The organism is Aureimonas sp. OT7, assembly GCF_014844055.1.
Classification (GTDB): Bacteria; Pseudomonadota; Alphaproteobacteria; order Rhizobiales; family Rhizobiaceae; genus Aureimonas; species Aureimonas altamirensis_A.
Map to the genome: position 1 here is coordinate 624,096 of NZ_CP062167.1, position 20,781 is coordinate 644,876.

The 20,781-nt window shown below is 62.2% G+C and carries 19 protein-coding genes; 11 read left to right on the top strand and 8 right to left on the bottom strand.

The annotated features are described in order from the left end of the window. Positions 1–4 precede the first annotated feature (4 nt). The 4 genes from IGS74_RS02970 to IGS74_RS02985 form a co-directional block, all read right to left on the bottom strand. Positions 5–529: a tripartite tricarboxylate transporter TctB family protein gene (locus IGS74_RS02970; protein ID WP_192389223.1), complete on the bottom strand. Its 525-nt coding sequence runs from the start codon at positions 527–529 to the stop codon at positions 5–7. Further along, on the bottom strand, positions 526–1,548 hold the full coding sequence (locus tag IGS74_RS02975) for a tripartite tricarboxylate transporter substrate binding protein (protein ID WP_192389225.1): 1,023 nt from the start codon (positions 1,546–1,548) through the stop codon (positions 526–528). Before IGS74_RS02975 ends, IGS74_RS02970 begins: the two co-directional genes overlap by 4 nt. A gap of 117 nt (positions 1,549–1,665) precedes the next feature. Further along, on the bottom strand, positions 1,666–2,415 hold the full coding sequence (locus IGS74_RS02980) for an SDR family oxidoreductase (RefSeq protein ID WP_206688207.1): 750 nt from the start codon (positions 2,413–2,415) through the stop codon (positions 1,666–1,668). Continuing rightward, the gene (locus tag IGS74_RS02985; RefSeq protein WP_192389227.1) at positions 2,412–3,254 is read right to left on the bottom strand and encodes a MaoC family dehydratase N-terminal domain-containing protein; all 843 of its coding nucleotides are present in this window, start codon (positions 3,252–3,254) and stop codon (positions 2,412–2,414) included. The genes IGS74_RS02980 and IGS74_RS02985 overlap by 4 nt, the downstream gene beginning before the upstream one ends. A 139-nt stretch (positions 3,255–3,393) precedes the next feature. On the opposite strand from IGS74_RS02985, the gene IGS74_RS02990 reads away from it, so the two are divergent. From IGS74_RS02990 to IGS74_RS03000, 3 genes are all read left to right on the top strand, one after another. Then, positions 3,394–3,618, top strand: coding sequence for a biotin/lipoyl-binding carrier protein (locus tag IGS74_RS02990; protein ID WP_245283080.1), 225 nt, complete (start codon positions 3,394–3,396; stop codon positions 3,616–3,618). A 3-nt stretch (positions 3,619–3,621) separates the two neighbouring features. Further along, on the top strand, positions 3,622–4,992 hold the full coding sequence (locus tag IGS74_RS02995; RefSeq protein WP_192389229.1) for a biotin carboxylase N-terminal domain-containing protein: 1,371 nt from the start codon (positions 3,622–3,624) through the stop codon (positions 4,990–4,992). A 97-nt stretch (positions 4,993–5,089) separates the two neighbouring features. After that, positions 5,090–6,013: a TrmB family transcriptional regulator gene (locus IGS74_RS03000; protein WP_192389231.1), complete on the top strand. Its 924-nt coding sequence runs from the start codon at positions 5,090–5,092 to the stop codon at positions 6,011–6,013. Here the strand turns inward: IGS74_RS03000 and IGS74_RS03005 are convergent. The 4 genes from IGS74_RS03005 to IGS74_RS03020 all read right to left on the bottom strand — a co-directional run bounded on the left by IGS74_RS03005 (position 6,010) and on the right by IGS74_RS03020 (position 11,753). After that, positions 6,010–8,208: an acetate--CoA ligase family protein gene (locus tag IGS74_RS03005; protein WP_192389233.1), complete on the bottom strand. Its 2,199-nt coding sequence runs from the start codon at positions 8,206–8,208 to the stop codon at positions 6,010–6,012. The genes IGS74_RS03000 and IGS74_RS03005 overlap by 4 nt on opposite strands. An 11-nt stretch (positions 8,209–8,219) precedes the next feature. After that, entirely contained in the window at positions 8,220–9,755 is a 1,536-nt protein-coding gene (locus IGS74_RS03010) for a carboxyl transferase domain-containing protein (RefSeq protein WP_192389235.1), read from the bottom strand. A gap of 16 nt (positions 9,756–9,771) precedes the next feature. Beyond that, entirely contained in the window at positions 9,772–10,845 is a 1,074-nt protein-coding gene (locus tag IGS74_RS03015) for an enolase C-terminal domain-like protein (RefSeq protein WP_192389237.1), read from the bottom strand. Positions 10,846–10,922: 77 nt separating this feature from the next. After that, positions 10,923–11,753: a CoA ester lyase gene (locus IGS74_RS03020; RefSeq protein WP_192389239.1), complete on the bottom strand. Its 831-nt coding sequence runs from the start codon at positions 11,751–11,753 to the stop codon at positions 10,923–10,925. 964 nt (positions 11,754–12,717) lie between these two features. On the opposite strand from IGS74_RS03020, the gene IGS74_RS03025 reads away from it, so the two are divergent. The 8 genes from IGS74_RS03025 (at position 12,718) to IGS74_RS03060 (ending at position 20,772) form a co-directional block, all read left to right on the top strand. Beyond that, positions 12,718–14,244: a putative N-acetylmannosamine-6-phosphate 2-epimerase gene (locus IGS74_RS03025; protein ID WP_246722856.1), complete on the top strand. Its 1,527-nt coding sequence runs from the start codon at positions 12,718–12,720 to the stop codon at positions 14,242–14,244. A gap of 305 nt (positions 14,245–14,549) precedes the next feature. Beyond that, positions 14,550–15,701, top strand: coding sequence for an alanine racemase (locus IGS74_RS03030; protein ID WP_246722859.1), 1,152 nt, complete (start codon positions 14,550–14,552; stop codon positions 15,699–15,701). A 5-nt stretch (positions 15,702–15,706) separates the two neighbouring features. Continuing rightward, positions 15,707–16,375: an amino acid ABC transporter permease gene (locus IGS74_RS03035; protein ID WP_192389243.1), complete on the top strand. Its 669-nt coding sequence runs from the start codon at positions 15,707–15,709 to the stop codon at positions 16,373–16,375. 12 nt (positions 16,376–16,387) lie between these two features. After that, positions 16,388–17,038: an amino acid ABC transporter permease gene (locus tag IGS74_RS03040; protein WP_192389245.1), complete on the top strand. Its 651-nt coding sequence runs from the start codon at positions 16,388–16,390 to the stop codon at positions 17,036–17,038. Further along, positions 17,025–17,756, top strand: coding sequence for an amino acid ABC transporter ATP-binding protein (locus tag IGS74_RS03045; RefSeq protein ID WP_192389247.1), 732 nt, complete (start codon positions 17,025–17,027; stop codon positions 17,754–17,756). Before IGS74_RS03040 ends, IGS74_RS03045 begins: the two co-directional genes overlap by 14 nt. A gap of 25 nt (positions 17,757–17,781) precedes the next feature. Continuing rightward, positions 17,782–18,573, top strand: coding sequence for a transporter substrate-binding domain-containing protein (locus IGS74_RS03050; RefSeq protein WP_192389249.1), 792 nt, complete (start codon positions 17,782–17,784; stop codon positions 18,571–18,573). Positions 18,574–18,665: 92 nt separating this feature from the next. Further along, positions 18,666–19,703 (top strand): succinylglutamate desuccinylase/aspartoacylase family protein, encoded by a 1,038-nt coding sequence (locus tag IGS74_RS03055; RefSeq protein WP_192389251.1) that lies wholly within the window; start codon positions 18,666–18,668, stop codon positions 19,701–19,703. Next, on the top strand, positions 19,675–20,772 hold the full coding sequence (locus tag IGS74_RS03060) for a LacI family DNA-binding transcriptional regulator (protein ID WP_192389252.1): 1,098 nt from the start codon (positions 19,675–19,677) through the stop codon (positions 20,770–20,772). The genes IGS74_RS03055 and IGS74_RS03060 overlap by 29 nt, the downstream gene beginning before the upstream one ends. The last annotated feature ends 9 nt before the right edge of the window (positions 20,773–20,781 follow it).

Below are 20,781 nucleotides of genomic sequence, written 5' to 3' on the forward strand. Positions count from 1 at the left end.
GACCTCACGACAAAGGCGTTCCGAGCAGGATCTCGAAGACGAGCTTGGTGAAGAGAAGGAAGCCCCCGACATACAGTATGATGGGAATGGGGCGGCGGACGTTGCACAGGACAAGAAATGCCGCGAGCCAGACGCCCATTGCGGCGTAGTAGCCGAAATGATCCATCAGGTAGGGAAACGCGACCAGCAGCAGCATGCCGAGGGCGACATGGACATAGCGACGGACCGTGATGACACCGCGCGTGCTGCCGCCGGTTAGGCGGCGAAGCGCGCCCGAAAGGATGATCAACGTTCCGATGCCCAGCAAGGCGGCGATGCCGGTCGGAAAATCCGCCGCGCCGATGCCTTCTCCGGAATAATCCTCAAGCGTTCCGGCCGTCACGAAAAACCAGGCAGCCATGCATAATATGGCCACGGCGACGACGATATCGCCCCATTCCGCACGAACCGATACGGTCGGCGCCGGTGGAAGCTCTCCACCGGCATCGGCACCGTCGTAAGCTGGAAGGCTCGCCGAAGAGGCCTTCATTGCGTCAGTCCCAGCTGCTGCATCAGGTCTCGCGTCGTCTTATCCTCCTGCGCGGCGTAGGCAGTGAAATCCTGCGGTCCAAGAAAGGCCGGAAGCAGCGACGATTCCTCGAAATACTTGGTCATTTCCGGGGCTTTCAGCGCGGCGCTCACTGCGTCGGCAAGTGTTTGCTTGACGTCGTCCGGTATCCCCTTCGGGCCGATGATACCTCGCATCTGCTGCCAGCTCGTATCGGCGTCGAAACTCTGTTCGGCGAGGGTCGGAACATCGGGAAGCTGCGGAACGCGCTCTTTTGCCATGATGCCGATAACGCGCAACGCCCCGGACTGGACATGGCTCTTTACCAGGTCGACATAGGCAATCGTCGCATCTGCATGGTGTCCGAGCGTCGCCGTGACCGCGTCGCCGACACTGTCATAGGGAACCCAGCGCACCGACTTGGAGTCGAGTCCGGCTGATTTGGCTATCAGTTCCCAGGCGAAGTGTCCGCCGGAACCGCGCACGAACCCGGCCATCACAAGGGTGCCGGGCGCTTCCTTTGCCTTTGCGACCAGGTCCTGCATCGTCTGGATGTCGCTGTCTGCCGGCACTGCGACCAGGTATGGCTCTGTTGCGAGCCGCGCCACCCAGTCAAAGCTGTCGACGTTGTACTGCTTTAACGTCTGGTTCATCGCGCCGATATGCGTCGAGGTGACCGACGCGATCGTGTATCCATCCGGTTTGCTTTTTGCGACGTCGGCGAGCTGCGTTGCCCCTCGGCCGCCAGCCTTGTTCTCCACGACGAACGGCTGACCGAGTTCCTTTTCCAGCTCGATCGACAAACGGCGGGCCATGACATCCGTCGCGCCGCCGGGCGTGACATGAAGGACATAACGCACCGGCCGGTCAGGATAGTCCTGAGCGAGCGCGCCACACGGTACTGCAAGCAGCAAGCCGGAGAGTATCACCCGGTTCATGATGTGAGTTATCATTGCTTCCTCCCAGGGAGACGGCGCCTTGCCGGCGCTCATATCGTTCATTGCAATGGAATTTCGCTGAAGCCGGCCTGCGATCCGCCGGGGTTCCGGCGGTCTGCGATATCAGGATGATGAACCGTAGTTGCATTTGATGCAACTAAGATTTGCCGATCTTCGTCATTACCCTCCCATGTGCCATCCGCCGGTCAGGTGCAGGGTCTGTCCCGTCAGATATCGCGCATCCGGGCCGACCAGGAATGCAACCAGCGCCGCTACCTCCTCCGGTGTTCCACCACGTGCCAACGGCGTATCGCGTTCCAGAAAATGCGGGGGCAGGGGTCCGTCGCGTACGGTCTCGATGCGGCCGGGGGAAATGCAGTTGGCCGTAACGCCGCTCGACGCAAGTTCCGCAGCCACTGCACGGGTCAGTCCGGCGATTGCCGCCTTAGCTGCAGAGACATGGATACGCCCGCCGATACCCGCATGTCCGGCGACGCCTCCGATATTGACGATACTGCCTGCCGGGCTTTGACGCAGTAGAGGTGCGGCACTGCGAATCGTGTAGAAGCTCGCGTCGAGAATGCTCGATCGAACGCGACACCATGTCTCGTCGTCGATCTGCTCCAACGGCACGTTGGAGCGAAGCGCGGCGTTGTTGACCAGAATGTCGAGCCGGGCATATTCACCGGCGATCGCTGCAACGGCATCTTCGCATGCGGAAGACGTCGCAAGGTCGGCTGTGACGGCAAGGCAGCGAACACCTTCAGCTTCGACAAGCCGCACCGTCTCCCGAAGATCGTGGTTGTCGGTCCTTGCGCCAACGGCCACGGCAATGCCTGCATTGGCAAGGGCAACGGCGATCGCCCTGCCGATATTGCGTGAAGCCCCGGTAACGAAGGCGACCCTGCCTTGCATCGGTGCCGCGCTCATGCTTCGAACCCCGCAGTCGCGCTCATGGTCAGCTCACCATCGCGCGTCCGCGACCATAATTCTATGGTGCCGTCCTCCCGTGGTCGGGCACCCTCTACCGCAAACGCCGTGTCGCATAGAAGCGGACGCTGGGCGCGAAAGGTGAAGCGTTGCAGGCGCTTGTCTTGCCGGCGTGAACCAAGGCCGTCCAGCATCAGCGTGGCGATGAGTTGCCCGTGCACAACCGGTCGCGGATAGTGTTCGACATCGTTCGCGTAAGGCGCGTCGTAGTGAATGCGGTGGGCGTTGAACGTCACCGCCGAGTATCGGAACAAAAGAACCGGATCCGGTTCGATGTCGACGCTCCACTCGGCCTCGGCCGGCGCTGGCCGTGCGGGCGGCGGCAATTCGCCGGGTGGGGGGTCCTCGCGATAGACCAGCGTCTGTTCCTCGCTCAGCGCTGGTCCATCGTCGGTCTCGTACCTGTTCTCGACAACCACGAAGATGAGGCTTCCGGTTCGACCGACCTTTTCTTCGATGCTGGCAATGCGGGAGGTCTTGACGACATGGTCGCCGATCCGGATCGGCGCCATGAACCGGATATCGCTTCCCGCCCACATCCGGCGAGGCTGCGTGATCGGCGGCAGGAAGCCGCCGCGCCGCGGATGACCGTCGCTTCCGATCTGCGATTGGGGGACGCTCGGAGCGAACATCAGCCAATGAGCCAATGGCGCAATTTCATCGCCCGGCCCCGGGATGGTTTCCTTGTCGAGGAGAGCGGCAAGCCCACGCATCGGCCATGCGTCGCACCGCTCTTCCTGGACCTGTTCTCGCCCAATCCAGTCGTGGAACCCATCCATGCTGCACCTCCCCGATCGACCGCCGCCAAACCCGAACGCGCCATCGGCCAGTAGTTGTTGCTATTGCAGCTACTATCAGTTCTAATGATCCTTCAGTCAAGCCGGCTTGTCCGGTGCCGTTGCCGATCAGGGAGGAAAGATGATGGCGATCGTTGAGGTAAAGACCGAGATCACGGGCAATGTCTGGAAGGTTCTCGTCGCCGTGGGCGCGACGGTCGAGGAGGACGAGCCGATCCTTATTCTGGAGTCGATGAAGATGGAGATTCCCGTCGCGGCATCGGAGGGCGGCACTGTCCGCGATATCCTCGTCGCCGAAGGTGACACGGTGACAGAGGGCACTGTGGTCGCAAGGATCGAGGCGTGAACGATGAAGACGATCAAGAAACTTCTCGTCGCCAATCGCGGTGAGATCGCCTTGCGCGTGTTTCGCACCTGCCGGCGTTTGGGAATTGCCAGCGTTGCGGTCTTTTCTGAAGCGGACGATGCTGCAGCCCACGTGTTGGGCGCGGACGAGGCCGTTCCCGTCGGTCCGCCATCCGCGCGCGACAGTTACCTGCGGTGCGATAAGATCATCGACGCTGCCCTCGAACGGGGGGCGGACGCGATCCACCCTGGTTATGGCTTCCTTTCCGAGAATGCCGATTTTGCAGATGCAGTCGCCGCGGCGGGCCTTGTTTGGGTCGGACCAGACCCTGACACCATCCGCGCCATGGGCGACAAGCAGCGCGCCAGGGACATCGCCGTTCGTGCTGCGGTCCCTGTCGTGCCAGGGTCGCGGCGGTTCGATCCCGGCGACAGTTCCGGCCTCGAAGAGGCGGCGGCGGCTGTCGGATTTCCGCTGCTGGTCAAAGCAGCGGGGGGCGGTGGCGGCATCGGGATGAAGCGTCTGGAAACGCCTGACGGGCTGGCGAAGGTCGTGGCGGCAACCCAGTCGATGGCGGCAAAGAGTTTCGGCAATGGGGCGGTGTTCCTGGAGCGTTTCGTGCCGAAGGCGCGGCATATCGAAATCCAGGTCTTCGGCTTCGGCAACGGAGAGGCGGTCCATCTGTTCGAACGCGACTGCTCTTTGCAGCGGCGCTTCCAGAAGGTGATCGAGGAAAGCCCAGCCCCGGGCCTGCCCGAAACGGTGCGCCGGCAGATGGCGCAGGCCGCGGTGGATCTGTGCAGGGCAACGCGATACCGGGGCGCGGGCACGGTTGAGTTCATCGTGGATTCGGCGACGTTCGAATTCTTTTTTCTGGAGATGAACACCCGAATTCAGGTCGAGCATCCAGTCACCGAGATGGTCACCGGGGTCGACCTGGTCGCATGGCAGATCGAACTGGCGCAAGGAACCCTCGCGCCCATGCAGCAAAGCGCCATCCAGGTCCGGGGGCATGCGATCGAATGCCGCCTCTATGCCGAAAACCCGGAGCGTATGTTCATGCCGTCTCCGGGCCCCCTGACGCTGTTTCGGCTGCCGCAGGAAGGCACGTTCCTGCGCGTCGATACCGGCTATCGCGAGGGCGACACGGTCACGCCCTTCTACGACCCGATGATCGCGAAGATCATCGTATGGGGCGAGACACGGGAATCCGCGCGCAATGCAGCCGTGGCCGCAATGCGATCGACGGAAGTCCAGGGCATTCGAACGAACAGGGATTTCCTGATCGCCTGCCTGTCCGACCAGGATTTTTCCGCGGGCGACGTCCATACAGGCTTCATCGAGAGTGCGAAGGATCGTCTGCTGGCGGCCTGATCGACGAGGTCTTATATCAAGCTCCCGGGAGCCGCTTGCCGTATTTGGAGCGGCTGCCCCGACCTGTTAGACTGTCGGGGAGATTAGGAGACCAGAATTGGCCGGCAAACTTGCAGTAACACAGGGTCCGGGAAGCGAACTGGTGGCGGATCTAAAGCGGCTTGGGTTCACGGAATACGAGGCCCGCGTCTACGTACAACTTCTGCGACAAAACCCTGCCACCGCCTACGAAGTATCGAAGAACTCGAACGTTCCGCGTCCGAACACTTATCATGCGCTGGATGCGCTGACGCAGCGCGGCGCCGTGTTGCCGATAAGTGAGAGCCCGGTTCGCTACGCTCCCGCCGATCCACAGGAACTGTTCGAGACCATCTCGCGTCAGACACGTTCTCTTTGCTCAACCATCGCCGACCGTCTGGCCGCCCTGACACCGGCAAGAAACGACCAGCATGTCTGGACCCTGCAGGGAGACGAGGCCGTTCACGACCGGATCGAGGCGTTGATTGCCGACGCGCGTAAGACTTTGTGGATCAAGGCGGCCGACGACGTCTTGCGTCGCCATACCAATGCCCTTCGCATGGCGGCCGAGCGCGGTGTCGAAACGCTGATCGTGCTGTTCGGATCCGATCCTGAAGAATTCCGCTTTACCGAGAATTGCCGGGTATACATCCACGAAAGCAACGGCGTGCGCATGGGCACGGCCGACAATCTGTTTACACTCGCTGTCGACCAGGAAGAGATGTTGACGGCAACGATGGACGGCGATGTCGTGGCGGCCACCACGCGAAATCGGCCGGTGGTCACCATGGCGGGCTCCCTGATCCGCCACGATTACTACATGGCGGAGATATTCTCCGCCCTTGGGCCGCAGATAGACGAGACCTTCGGACCGTATCTGCGTGACCTGCGCCTCGCTTACTTTTCCGATGAGCAGAAAGCGTCCTTCCTGCGGCGTACGGGCCTCGATGGATCGCCGCCGGCCCCGGCGAAGCGACCCAATCTTGTGGGAGGGCTCTCTTAGGCCAATCGACGGGCGGCCATCCGCCGCTCCAGATGGCGAATTCCGGCCAGCGCCTGCGCCATCGCCGGTATCTCGTCGAAAACCGGGACATTCACTTTGTAGGCCTTTTCGCGGTAGTGCCGTCGCCGCTCGTCCAGCTCGGCTGATCCATCGGTGCGCAGGGCCAGGGCGAAGTGCGCCTGGTTCTGCCATTTGCGCTGGGTCTGCTCGATCACCGTGAAGAGATTGTCTATCGGATCCACGCTGCCACGGCCGACAAATGCAGCCAGGTTCAGATGCATGGCCACCGCGTCCGGCTTTGCGTGGGCATAGACGAGGTCCAGGATTTCGCCGGCAATCCAACCGTCCTTTTCCTGCAGGGTCCGCACGGGTGTGTCGATTGGATTGGCCACGCTCGACCCAGGCGGAAGCGCCAGGGCGTCCAGAGGAGCGCGTGCGGCCGGACCGAACGGAGAGACGTCCAGGCCGACGGCGGCGAATGCGTCCGTGCCGAGGACGCTGGAGCCACCGCCATTGCCGAACAGTGTGACGCTTTTCGTCGGGTGATCCGCATGGAGCTCACAGTGCTGCAGCATGAGCAGCGTATCGATAAAGGCGTCCACGGTGGAAACCAGCAATATGGGCGCCTGGTTTTGCAACGCCTCGAAGGCCGTGTCGTTGCCTGCGAGCGCACCGGTATGGGAGGCGGCGGCGAGCCGACCCTGGGCGGACCGACCGCCCTTGAGGATAACGACCGGTTTGGTCGCCTTTGCCGAGCGCATCAACTCGAAGAAGGATCGCCCTTCCTTGATGTCTTCCAGATAGAGCCCGATGGCCCTGGTTTTGGGATCGTCGAGATAATATTCGACCAGTTCGTGCGGCTTGACATCGACACTGTTTCCGATGGTGACGAGGCCGCTGAAACGCAGGCCACGCCACTGGCCTCTCTTGATAATATCGGTCGACAGTCCGCCCGATTGGGATACGACGCCGATGCAACCCGTATCGCGCGTTGCATCGGACGGAAATGTCAGGCCTCCGCGCGGCGAGTATGTACCAAGGCAATTGGGACCCAGCACCCGGACGCCGCCTTGCCGCGCCTTGACGAGAAGTTCGTTTTCCAGTTCCCGGCCTTCGTCGATCTCACCGAAGCCGGACGAAATGACCTGGGCGATCCTGCAGTTTCCTTCGGCCGCCAGCAACGCGTCGGGAATACGCCCCGCTCCGATCGCGACATAGGCATAGTCGACGGGACGCGGGGTTTGTCCAAGGGAAGGATAGGCCGCCAAGCCCTCGATCTGCTCGGCGTGCGGGTGGATCGGATAAATCTCGCCGCTGAAGCCGAACGCCTTCATGCGCCGTATGAATGTGTTGGCTATGGCGACATCCTTGGTGGACGCGCCAAGGACAGCCACTGTCGCCGGTTCGAAGAGAGGCCGAAACTCCTCGCTCGGCGTTCCCCTGAGAGACGTGCCGGTCCTTGGCGGTTCCGCCTTGGATGGATCGGTCAGGATGACGCGGGCATCGACCGCTACCGCGTCGGATGGCGATGCGATCAGCGGGTTTATATCCAGTTCCAGTATGTCGTCCCGCTGCGTCAGCAGTCCGTCCTCGCCGCCGATACGCAGCATGGCCGCGACGATCGCGTCGATATCCACGGCCTGACGTCCGCGAGCGCCGGTCAGAAGAGCGGCACCCTTGAGGCTGGCGAGCATGTCCAACGCCTCGGTTCTGGTGATGGGGCAAAGGCGAAAGACCGCGTCCTGAATGATTTCCACGAAGATGCCGCCGATGCCCACCATGACCATCGGTCCGAATTGAGCATCCCGTAGTCCGCCGACGACCAGCTCCAACCCCGGCTGGACCATCTCCTCGATCAGCCAGCCTTCTACGCGCGCGGCAGCGATGGCTTCCTTGCGCGACATATCGGCGATTGCGGCAGCGACCGCGTCCGCATCCCGAAGGTCGAGTGCTACGCCGCCCGCATCGGATTTATGCAGGATATCCGGTGAGACGACCTTGACGACGAAGGGCCCGGATTTTCCGGCCAATGCTTCCTTCGCTTTCGCCGCATCGTCCACGACCAGCGACAGGGGTGTTCGTACACCGTAGTCGTTAAGCAGGGATTTGCCGTCCGCTTCACTCAGGAAGTTGCGGTTCTGCGCCCGTGCCATCGAGATGAGATAATCGGCGCCGCGCCGTTCGTGCGTGTTCATCCGAATACCTCTCAGTAGCTCGTGGGCCAGGTGCGCATCAGGTGTTGTCCGATGCCGTTCGAGCGCCTGCGGCGCTGGATATCCAGCATGCGGACGAGATAGGATCGCGTCTCCTGCGGTTTGATAACGTCATGGGCAGAGAAGATCCGCGCCATGTCCCAGATCTCCAGGTTCTTCTGGATATGGGCGAGTGCTTCCTCGAAGCCCTCATCATCCTTGGTCTTGTTATGGACGATGGACGTCGCGAAGACCGGATCCATGAAGGAAACCTCGGCCATCGGCCAGGCGATCATCGCGTCATTATGGGCGCCGCCTCCCATAGCGACATAGGCGCGGCCATAAGCCTTCCGGCAGATAACGGTGACCTGCGGTACCGTCGTCATGCAGGTCGCATTCATGAAATTCATGATGTGGCCGGGCGCTCCGCGGCGCTCCGCATCGGTGCCGACGACGAAGCCTGGCGTATCCATAAGGCGGATAATCGGGATGTTGAAACTGTCGCACAGCACCGTAAATTCGATGATCTTCCGGCAGGCTTCAGCTGAAAGAGCACCGCCGCCGACCTGGGGATTGTTCGCGATGATCCCCACGACCTTGCCGTCGAGACGGGCAAGCCCAACCGTTGCCGACTTTCCGAAACGCGGCTTCATCTCGAAGTAGCTTCCGCGGTCGAAGATCACCCGGATGATCTTCTTCATATCGTAGACCTGTGTCCGCTTTTCCGGAATGAGATCCAGAATGCTGTCCTGGTCCTCGCCGGAGCCTTCCGCAACGGCGCTGTCCGGCGGTAGTTCGCCATTGTGCGACGGCATGTACGATAGAAAGCTTCGAATGGCCGCCATGGCCTCTTCGTCCGTGTCGACGAACTGGTCGATGAGGCCCGTCTGTTCCGCGTGGAGGCGCCAGCCGCCAAGTTCCTCAAGGTCGACCTTTTCGCCGATGGCCATCGATACCAGACGCGGGCTGGAAACCGACATGATCGACCCCTTGCGCATGACGGTGAAGTCGGAGCAACAGCACATCCATGCAGAAGAGCCGAACGACGTGTCGAGCGCGGCCGCAGCCCAAGGCGTTTCCCGCATGCGCTTGAACTGCGTCGTATCGTTGCCGAGCAACTGGCCCATGCCCTTGGAGCCCATGGCATCGGGCAGGCGCGCACCGGTCGATTCCCCGATATGCACGAAGGGCATGCCGCGTTCGACACATGTCTTGCGGATATATCCCATCTTCTTGGAATTGGTCGTGCTGGTCGAAGCGCCCTTGGTGGTGAAATCGTTCACCACCACCCCGACATCGCGACCGTTTATCCTGGCAAATCCCGTCAGCTTGCCGTCGCGCGGGGTGCTTGCGATATCTGTCTCGTAGACGGCCGACGCACCAAGCAAACCCATTTCGAAGAACGTGTTCTCATCGACAAGCGCGTCGAGGCGTTCCATCGCATTGAGTTGTCCGCGCTCCCGCCGTTTGGCAAGCTTGGCCTCGCCACCCATCGCTTGCGCCTTGTCGCGTCTTTGATCGAGTTCTGCCATCAAGGCTTCATGGGCCATTGCGTTTCCTCCAGTATCAGGCTTGAAAAACGGCTTTCTCGAGCGTTGCCTGCTCGATCTTTTGTTCGTCGAGTTCGGGCCGGTATCCCGGTGGCAAGCGAATTTCGCCGGCTTCGAATGGCATCGGATTTCGGAGAAGGCGTTCCTTCGGTTTCAGGAAACCGTTGAACTCGCCGGCATTGGTGATCTCGCCGCGAGCCGCGCAGGCTTCCAGCCAGTTGTGCAACTCGCTGCCGAGGCCATCGCCCAGGACCGGTTCCATGCCGTTCTCCCGCACCGCCCGCAGTCCGGCAATCAAACGGTCGACCCCGCCAAAGCGTTTGAGCTTGAGCTTGCAGAAGCCAACGTTCCGGATGTCGCCGGCACGTCGGATGTCGGCGAGCGTACAGATCGGCTCATCCAGCATAAGAGGAACCGGAGATGCCTCGGCAACCGCCGTGTTGGCCTCCCAGTCATCGGCATCGCAGGGTTGCTCGAAGAGTTCGATGCCTTCCGGATCCAGTCCCGAGGCGAAGGCCACCGCATCCTCCCGGTTATAGGCACGGTTGGCATCCAAGCGCAGCGTTGCACGCCCGGCGACGGCCTTGCGGATCATCTCGACACGAAGCAGATCGGCGGCGACATCCTTGCCGACCTTGACCTTGAAGGTGGCGAAGCCGCGGGCGATCCCGCTCTCCATCTCCTGCTCGATACCAGCGGCATCCAACGCGTTGACGGGTGCAAGGAGAGGAAGCGCCACGTCGTCGTCGATTTGGAGATGAGGGTTGTCTTCCAGAATCTCGATGGCCGTGACCAAAGCGGTGGTTGCCACCTTGCTTGTCTCGAAACGGTCGAGGATCTCGGCTTTCGCTTCCTGGGCAGGCCGGCCGATCGCCGCTTTCGCCCGGTCCTGCAAAAAGCGCCAGGCGCCGTCGCGGCTTTCAGCGCTGGAGCCCGGCGACACATGAGCGTCGGAGACCGAACGGCGGCCGTCTTTATCCTCGATCTCCACCATGAATGGCTCGAAGGTCTCGAATGTTCGGTAGGCCAGCCGGTATGGCCGCGTCAGGGGAAGGTCCAGCCGCCTCAGGACCATTCGGCGAATAATCATATCTACCTCCCGCTGATCAGTTGTTGCTATTGCTACTACTAATGAGACAGGTGAACAAGGCGTATTCCGGTTTCCCGTTATCGGCGGGAAAGGATCCGCGTGGCCGCGGCGAGATGGAGCCTTTCGACCATCCGTCCGTCGATGTTCAATGCGTTGACCGAGGCATTCTCGGGACTGGAAAATGCAGACACCACCCGCTCGGCCCAGGCGATATCGTCGGCATCGGGAGAGAAGATGCGGTTGCAGGGTTCAATCTGCGTGGGGTGGATCAACGTCTTGCCGTCGAAGCCGAATTCGACGCCTTCTGCGCATTCCGCCTCGAAGCCTTCCCGATCATCGATGCGGTTGAAGACGGCATCGAGGATATTCAGGCCGTTGGCTCGGGCTGCTATGACGGCCATGCTGAGGGCGGACCAGATCGGGCGTCGTGAACGATCGAGCCGGCAACACATTTCCTTTGCGAGGTCGTTGGCCCCGATAATGAGGCCTGCGAGAGGCAGGTTTCTGGATTCGCCGGCAATATTGCCGATGTTCTGCACGCCGAAGCATGTCTCGATCATTGCCCAGATCGGACGATCAGGCAGGTGTCGGGCGACAGTACGAAGGTCGTCAGCGCCGTTAACCTTCGGTACGACCACCGGTGCGGTCGTCTGACGAAGGGCCAGCACGTCCTGTTCGAACTCCGCGCTGTCTATGGCGTTAATCCGAATGTGCGCTTCGCCGCCCCTTTCCGAAATCGACCTGTATGCGGCGACAGCGTTTGTCCGGGCAAACGACTTACGATCGGGCGCTACAGCATCCTCAAGGTCCAGAATGACGATGTCGCATGCCAGAGATCCGATTTTAGTTATCGCGCGTTCGTTAGAAGCGGGAACATACAGAGCGCTGCGTCTTGCCTTGCCGGTCATTCTGTCCTCCAAATCGCTCCGACTATCGTAAAGAGTTGTTGCCAATGCAACTCCTATGATTGGTCGGATATTAATTTGCGTCCGAAGGCCGACATTCGCTCTAATCGGATTGCGCCAACCGCTCCAGGCCGCCGGCGAGGGCCTCGATGGTGATGCCGCTCGCGGCATCTGCGGCTCTGCCGGTCAAGTCGCCTGTTGCCAACCTGAGGCGGGGCATGATCGGCAAACAGGTTGAGGCAGGACCCCCCGCCATTGACGACGGGTCCACGGCTGCGGTGGATGGCGTTCATCGACCAGATCAAGGCGATGAGCCATTCAACAAAGGTAGCGCCTTGCGGGCCCGGCCGGTGACTGCGATCAACTGACATGGCTGGCCATGGCGCAGACAAGGTGGTTGTCGACCGATAAGGTTCCCGTCAGGCTGCTCGCGGTCTGGCCGTGATTGACGCCAGAGATAGCGATGCTGTCGGGGCGTCCATGCGAATTGCTCACTGGGCTCTTCCAGAGGCCGCGCGAGCCATCTGTCGTACGCGGTTCGTGCTATAGCCTACGCTTCACGTTCTGTGAGAGATCGTCGACCATCTTGCAGGTTCGCCCATCGCGCTTCGACCTCGGCGGATAATGCATCAATTAGGGATCGTAACTGGCCTATGCTCTCGTGCCGTCGATATAGCACTTATAACAGCTCGTGCCGTCGAGCCGACCTCGGCGAACATATCAAACTGACCTCTGGAAGGGCTTCATGCCTTGGCGGGGTCATCAGTGTTGTTTAGCCGGGGTCAAGAGCTGAGTAGCGGTTACATAAAGTTCGGATGTATTCTACATAAAGACATACGTTTTGTTTTGGAGTCGCCCGCTCGGTCGCACCGCCCGGTAAGCCACTAAGCTCAACATCGAGTTTGCGATAGCTCGCGATGTTGTCCAAGCTCGGCTCCGATTGGCGCTTCATGAAGGAACGTAAAAATTGAAGGTTCTGGAATCGATCCAAGGGGGGCTGATCGTTTCATGCCAGCCAGTACCCGGCAGCCCCTTGGACGACACGAGGTCCATTGTTGCGATGGCGCAGGCGGCGCAGGCCGGTGGCGCCCGTGCCCTGCGCATCGAAGGTACTGCCAATGTGGCCGCCGTCGTGGCGGCGTGCGGGCTTCCGGTCGTTGGAATCGTCAAGCGTGATCTCGACGAATTTCCGATCCGTATCACGCCTTTTGCAGAAGACGTGCATCATCTCGCCGAGGCCGGCGCGCACATCATCGCCGTCGATGCGACCGCTCGTCGACGCCCGGTTCCAATTGCGGAGCTTCTTTCGGAAATTCGGCGCGCAGGGCGTTTCGCGATGGCCGACCTGTCATGTGTGGCCGAGGCCGAAAACGCGCGGGCGCTGGGCTTCGACATCATCGGCACGACCTTGTCCGGCTATACGAGCGGGCCTATCCCCGAAGGCCCGGACTTGGGTCTGGTAGCCGATTGTCGGCGTCTTGGAGGGTTGGTGGTCGCGGAGGGGCGCTATAACGACACACATGCTGCGGCACGGGCGATCCAGGCCGGCGCGAGCGCGGTCTGCGTCGGTTCGGCCCTGACGCGCCTCGAACATGCGACAAACTGGTTCGCATCGGCGATCGCCGACGCTGGATCGCAAGAATCCGTCGGGCTCGCCTTCGATATCGGTGGTACGAAAACGGCGGCGGCGCTGGTGCGTGGCGGCGACCTGCTGGACCGCGTGGAGGTGCGGACCCCACCGAATGTGGGCACCGCGGAGTGGTTCGATGGCGTCGCAGGCCTCGCTGACGCCTGGCGTGGCCGCTACGATCATGCCGGCTGCGCCGTCACGGGGATTGTCGAAAACGGCTTATGGTCGGCACTGAATCCAGAGACCCTCGACATACCACGGCAAACGCCATTGCGCGCAGAACTGGAAAGTCGTCTTGGCTTGCCCGTTGCCACGTTGAACGATGCCCAGGCGTCGGCGTGGGGCGAATATGCCTGGGGCGCCGGACGCGGTCGGGACATGGCGTTCGTCACGGCTTCTTCGGGTGTCGGCGGAGGCGTCGTTCTGGATGGTCGCTTGCGGCATGGTGCAGGGGGATTTGCTGGTAGCCTGGGTCAATGGCGGGGCGTGCCGGCCGGTTCACGCCTCGAAGATCGTGCCTCCGGGTTTGCAGTCGCATCGGCAGCCTTTGCTTCAGGCAGAGAGGCTGACAGCCGGCTCGTGTTCGCCGCCGCCGATGTCGGTGATGAATGGGCGCTTAGAATCATCGACGATGCCACGCGGGCAATGGCCACGGCGCTCGTCGATCTGCAACTTCTGCTCGATCCCGAAACGGTGGTTCTCGGGGGCGGCATCGGCCTGCTGCCAAGGTTTCGCGCAAGTCTGGAAACCTTTCTCGAGGATGCGCCGGCGCGTCTTCGCCCCGACCTGCGCGCAGCGGAACTCGGCGCTGACGGTGGACTGGTTGGCGCGGCGGACTATGGGCGGCGAAAAAGCCGCCGGTAAGGGACGCAAGTCCCTCTCGACCTCGCAAATACATCTTTGAACAAACAGGGCATTGCGAGTCGTCACAAAAATGATAACGTTGTCAAAATCCAACGTCGTCGTTTGGGCGCGGGGATGGAACGGCGTCTCCAGGCTTGTTCCGCCTGCTCTCCAGCCATGCCTTTGTCCGAGATGCCGCAATGTCGAAGAGCCATTCTCCAACCCGACTTGATCCGCAGACCCGAGGCGTTCCGCTGGACCTGCCGGACATTTCTGTCGACGGCTTTTGCGCGTTGGGGCTGAGACCCGCCCATGGCGAGACGGGATTGCCGATCCTGACACTTGATGCCGGCGCCTTCGATGCCAACACCACCGCGATGATGAACTATGTGCGTGGGGTAGGCGCGAGGATCGCGCCACATGCCAAGACGCCGATGAGCCCCGCACTTGCCGCCAAGCTGGTCGCGGCCGGTGCGGATGGCTTGACGGTGGCGGATGGACGTCAGGCCGCCGTCATGCTGGCGGCGGGCTTTCGGAAGCTACTTCTGGCCAATGAGATTGGAGGGGAAGCGGCCGGCCGGCGGCTCGGAGAGCTTCTTCGGCGCTATCCAGATTGCGAAATCTCGGTCTTTGTCGACAGCCCGGCGGCCGTCTGCGCTGCAGCTGCGGCCGCGCTCGCAGCGGAGCGAACACTTGCGTGTCTTATCGAGGTCGGAACCGGCCGCGCCGGCGCGCGCAGTCGCGATGCCGCTCGCACCGTCATCGACGCGGTGGCCGACTCCAAAGGGCTCGCGCTCGGTGGCGTCGCCACCTATGAAGGTGCTGCCGTCACGGCCGACGCGGCGGAAACGCTTCTGCGGGTCGACGATCTTTGTCGTCTGGCCGGGGAGGTCCTCGGCGACGTCCGCGCTCGTAATCCGGGACAGCAGTTGGTGCTGAGCGCCGGGGGGTCCGCGTTCTTCGACCGTGTTATCGCCGTTCTCGGCCCGGTCTGCGCAGCCGATGGTGCTTGCACGCTGCTGCTGCGTAGCGGCGCTATCTTCTTCCATGATCATGGAATTTACGCGCGCGCTTTGGCGGCAATGGACGAGAGAGGCGGATTCAGCCCAGGGGCATCGGCTTCAGCCTCTTTCACGCCGTCGTTGCGCGTCTTCGCCGAAGTTCTGTCAAGGCCGGAGGCGGACCTGGCGATCTGCGGACTGGGAATGCGCGATATCTCGTTCGACCAAGGTTTGCCGCTTCCCGTCGGCCTCTATCGCGGTGGCCGATCCCTGTCGCTGCCACAGAACTCGCGGCTCGTACGCCTTAACGACCAGCATGCTTTCGTGGCGCTATCCCCCGGCAGTGATGTCGCGGTGGGAGACATCCTTGCCTTCGGACTGTCGCATCCCTGCACCGCTCTCGATCGCTGGTCTCACATCTTCGTGCTGGACGATGCCGGGGCGGTTCGCCGGGTCCTGCCAACCTTCTTCGGATGATCGCAATGGGAAACCTCAATTTCCGCCCGCTCTGGCGCTATGAGGATGCGCTGCTGGAAGGGTTGATCACGACCTTGCAATTGACCGTGATCGCCGCGGTCTTCGGCCTGTTGCTCGGCCTTGCCTGCGCTCTGGCACTGAGGCGTGCGCCAGCGCCGCTTTGTTTCCTGATCCGCGGCTATATCGAGATCATTCGGAACACGCCGCCGATCATTCAGATCTTCATCGTCTTCTTCGTTTTTCCGGGCATGGGCGTCCGGCTGCCGCCGTTCGAGGCGGCGTCGATCGCCCTTAGCCTCTATTTCGGGGCCTATGCGGCCGAGATCATCCGATCCGGTCTCGATTCGGTCCCGAAGGCACAGGTAGAGGCCGGCCACTGCCTCGGCCTCAGTGCGCCGCAGGTGTTTCTGCATGTGGTCGCCGCCCCGGCGTTGCGCAACATCTACCCCTCTCTCACGAGCCAATTCGTGCTGCTGCTGCTCGGAACATCCATCGCATCGCAGATATCGACCGAGGAATTGTTCCACACGGCGGGCGTGATCGACAGCCGAACATTCCGCAGCTTCGAGGTCTACGCCGTGGTCGCGGCAATCTACATCGTCACGGTGTCGGTGTTCCGCGTCTTTTTTGCCGCATTGGGAAGGCTCGCCTTCCGCTGGCCCACGCGCCGCTGACGGAGTCTCACCATGCGCAGCTTCTCCACGATCGATGTGATCGCCCTAACGACCGCGCTTCAGTACACTGTGCTGCTGGTGCTCCTGGCACTGGCCTTCGGCAGCCCGCTCGCCCTTCTGTTCGCGCTCCTACGCACCGCGCGGGCCGCCGTACCCCGCTGGCTGACGGCCCTGTTCCTGCAGGTGGTGCAGGGCGTGCCGCTGCTCGCGCTGCTGATGTTCTTCTATTTCGGACTGCCCGTCTTTCTCGGCGTCCAGATACCGGCGCTCGCGGCAGTCACCATTGCCTTCACCATCTATACCGCCGTCTTCCTCGGAGAGATCTGGCGCGGCGGTATCGAGGCGGTCAAGCAGACCCAATGGGAGGCTGCCGCCTCGCTGGGCATCAGCCGCTGGCAGCAATTTCGCCATGTCATCGCGCCCCAGGCGATGAAGGTGGCCCTTCCGGCCACGGTGGGATTTCTCGTGCAGCTCATCAAGGGAACTTCGCTGGCGGCAGTGGTCGGCTTCATCGAACTGACCAGGGCGGGCCAGCTGGCAAGCGCAGCCACCTTCCAGCCTTTGCTCGTCTATTCCGTCGTCGCGGCGATCTACTTCGCCATCTGCTTCCCCCTGACGCTGCTGTCACGCAACCTGGAGGCCCGCCTCAATGGCGCTCGTTGAAATCCGCAATGTCCGAAAGTCCTTCGGCAAGCTCGAAGTACTGAAGAACATCAACCTGACCGTACAAGAAGGTGAGATCGTTACGCTGATCGGTCGCTCCGGGTCGGGCAAATCGACGCTTCTGCGCTGCATAAACGCCCTCGAGGATGTCGACGGTGGAGATATCACAGTCGAGGGCCAGGCCGTTTCGGCCGGCATGAAGGGCCTCAAGGAAATGCGCCAGCGCGTCGGCATCGTTTTCCAGGCATTCAACCTGTTTCCGCATCTCAAGGTCGAGCGCAACGTCACGCTGGCGCCCACGCTGACGGGGCGCGTCAGTCGAAGGTCGGCTCGCGACCTAGCGCTCGAGTGCCTTCGCAAGGTCGGCCTGGAAGACAAGATCGACTCATATCCCGAGCAGTTGTCGGGCGGCCAGCAGCAGCGTGTCGCCATCGCGCGGTGTCTGGCGATGGCCCCGCACCTGATGCTTTTCGACGAAGTGACGTCGGCCCTCGACCCGGAACTGGTCGGCGAGGTGCTGAAGGTCATGGAGGACATGGCCCGACAGGGAATGACCATGATCCTCGTGACGCATGAAATGGGGTTTGCCCGCAATGTCGCGAGCAAGATCGTCTTCATGCACCAGGGCGAAATCTGGGAAGAGGGTCCGCCCGAACAGATTTTCGCCAACCCTCGCACAGCCGAGCTCAAGGCCTTTATCGGCTCGACCCGGCATTGATGTAACCCTACCGAAAGGTATGACAATGCGTGTCATCACTGCATTCCTGGCCGCTGCGGCCAGTTTCGCCATCCTGTCGTCGCCCGTGGACGCACGGGCCGACAAGCTGCAGGATATCCTGAATGCCGGAACGGTACGGGTCGGTGTCCTGCTGGACGTTCCACCTTGGGGCTTCAACGATGCGCCGGGCACGCCGACGGGACTGGATGTCGAGGTGGCCGGGCTTCTGGCCGAAGAACTCGGCGTCGATCTCGAACTCGTGCAGTTGACGGGAACGAACCGCATTCCAAGCCTCTTGGCGGGTCAGGTGGATCTTCTCATCTCGGCGATCGGTGCCACGTCCGAGCGCGCCCAGCAGGTGATGTTCTCGCAGCCCTACGCCGCCGTTCAACTAGGCGTCTACGGCCCGGCCAGCATCGAGCCGATGGACGATGTCTCGGGTCTCGACGGCCGCCAGATCGCGGTTGCGCGCGGAACGACCCTGGACCTGTGGCTGACCGACAACGCACAGGGCGCCAGCCTTGCGCGGTTCGAGGACGTACCGTCCACGATCGCGGCCTATCTGGCTGGCCAGGCCCAAATGTTTGCGGAGAACAGCGCGATCGTCGTCAATGCCCAGAACGACCATCCGGATGCCGACATCGGCCTCAAGTTCACCATCCGCCAGTCGCCCGCCCATGTCGGCGTGCCGATGGGCGAGCACAATCTGTTGCAATGGGTGAACACCTTCGTCTTCGCCAACAAGCTCAACGGGCGCCTGCCGGCCTTGCAGGAAAAGTGGTTCAAGGAACCGCAGGAGTCGCTTCCCGCCCTCTAGGGGCGTGCGCCGGGGCCGGGCCCCGGCGCTTCGCCGCCATCAGGGGGACAACCGATCGCCGGCGTCCCGCCCGGCCCACGAGGACCAATCCGTTGCATACCGGCATCTTCAGTGACGTCGATCTTCTCGCCGAAGGTCGCCATCAATCTTGGCTCAGCATTCCGTGGTCGGTAGACCGCTCGCCCTACTATCAGATCAAGATACCCATCATTCGGCTGCGGCGGGGCAGTGGTCCGCGCCTTCTGCTGATGGCAGGCAATCATGGCGACGAATACGAAGGCAACATCGCCCTGTTCCAGCTTGCGCGCCAACTGGATACGGCGTCGATTCAAGGGGAGATCACCATCCTGCCGATGCTGAATGCACCGGCTGTTCTTGCCGGACGCCGCCGCTCGCCGCTCGACGACGGCAATCTCAACCGGGCCTTTCCGGGGGACCCCGCAGGTACGCCGACCGGGCGGCTGGCGCATTTTCTGGAGCATGTGCTGATGCCGGCCCATGATGTCGTGCTGGATCTGCATTCGGGCGGTACCAGCATGGCACACCTGCCGACATCGCTGATCGAGCGACAGGGAGACGAGGCCCATTACCGCCGCATGCTGCAACTGATGCTGTCGCTCGGAATGCCTTATGGCTTCATCGCCGAGAACGGCGCGGATGCGCCGACCTCCATGGCGGCGGCGGCGCGGGCAGGCGCCATCGGCCTCAGCGGTGAATTCGGCGGCGGCGGCACCGTGACGCCGGAAACGATGGCTGCTACCCGTTCGGCAATCGACAACCTGCTTCTAGCGACGGGCGTGGTCGCGGAGCCGGTCCTGTCAAAGACGGTCCTGCGCGCTAAGACCCGACTTTTACGGTTGACCAGCCATGCGCAGGCCATCTATGCCACGCGCCCCGGCTGGTTCGAGCCGGCGCAACTTCCCGGCGATACGGTCGAAAGGGGCCAAGTAGCCGGATACTACCATGATTTCAACAGGCCCGAGGAGGCCGAACAGGTGTTGACCTTCGGCGTTGCCGGAGTCGTCCTGTCGCAGCGTCTCCATGCGATGTCGCAATCGGGGGATTGCCTGGTTCAGGTGGCGGTGCCGTATGATACAGAGCATGACGAACGGAACGTCGGAATGGCCTGAGGGCGTGGTCAATGCCACGCAGGACCCTGTCGAACGCGTCGTCGGCACGGCGGATGCCGACGCTGGGGGAGGGACACCGGGGCCAAAAGTCCGGATCGAGGAAGTCGCGCGGCTTGCCGGCGTGTCCCCCATCACCGTTTCCCGCGCGCTCCGCAGCCCCGAGATGGTGTCCAAGCCACGCCGCGAACGGATCCTCGATGCGGTGGCGCGGACAGGATACGCCTCAAACCCGCACGCGCGTGCCCTGAAGAGCGGCCGATCCAATCTCGTGGCGCTATTCCTGTCCAGCATCGCCAGCCAGCAATACACCATGGCGGCGGAAGCCTGCACCAAGGTGCTTGAGGCGGCCGGCTACCAGGTCGTCATGGGACGGACATCCTACTCTTATGCGCGTGAAAGCTCGCTCATACCTGCCGTCATGGACATGCGACCCGCAGCCGCCTTCATAACAGGCGTCATGGAACTGGAGGCGAACCGCAGTTTCTTGCGACAGCTGGATATCCCAATCGTCGAAAGCTGGGCCTATGCCGCCGATCCCATCGACATGCTGGTCGGCTTCTCGAATACCGACGGCGTCGCCCTGGCGGTACGGCACATGGCAGGACAGGGCTACGGCGATGTTGGCTTCATCGGCCGCAACAGCGGTCGCGGCACGATCCGCCGGAACGCATTCGAAAGCTTCTGCGCGGCCTCCGGACTTAGGATGCATGGGGCGGTCACGGTTGCCAACGTTCATTCCATCGCCGACGGGCGCGCGGCGCTCAACGAGATCGTGGATCGGCATCCGGCCATCCGCGCCCTGTTTTGCGCCAACGACCTGATTGCCTTTGGCGCGATGCTGGCGGCGCGGGAGCGGGGCCTGCGCGTGCCGGAGGATCTCGCCATCGTCGGATTTGGCGACAGCGACGTCCTGGCCGAGGTTCCACCGGGTATTACGACGGTTTCGGTCGATGCGGCGGGCATCGGACGCGTGGCGGGCGAGGCGTTGGTGACGCGGCTGGCCGGTAACGAGCCACTGCAACGCACCGTGCTTTTCCCCGTCACTTTGATGGAGCGCGGCTCGGGTTGACCCCCGGTG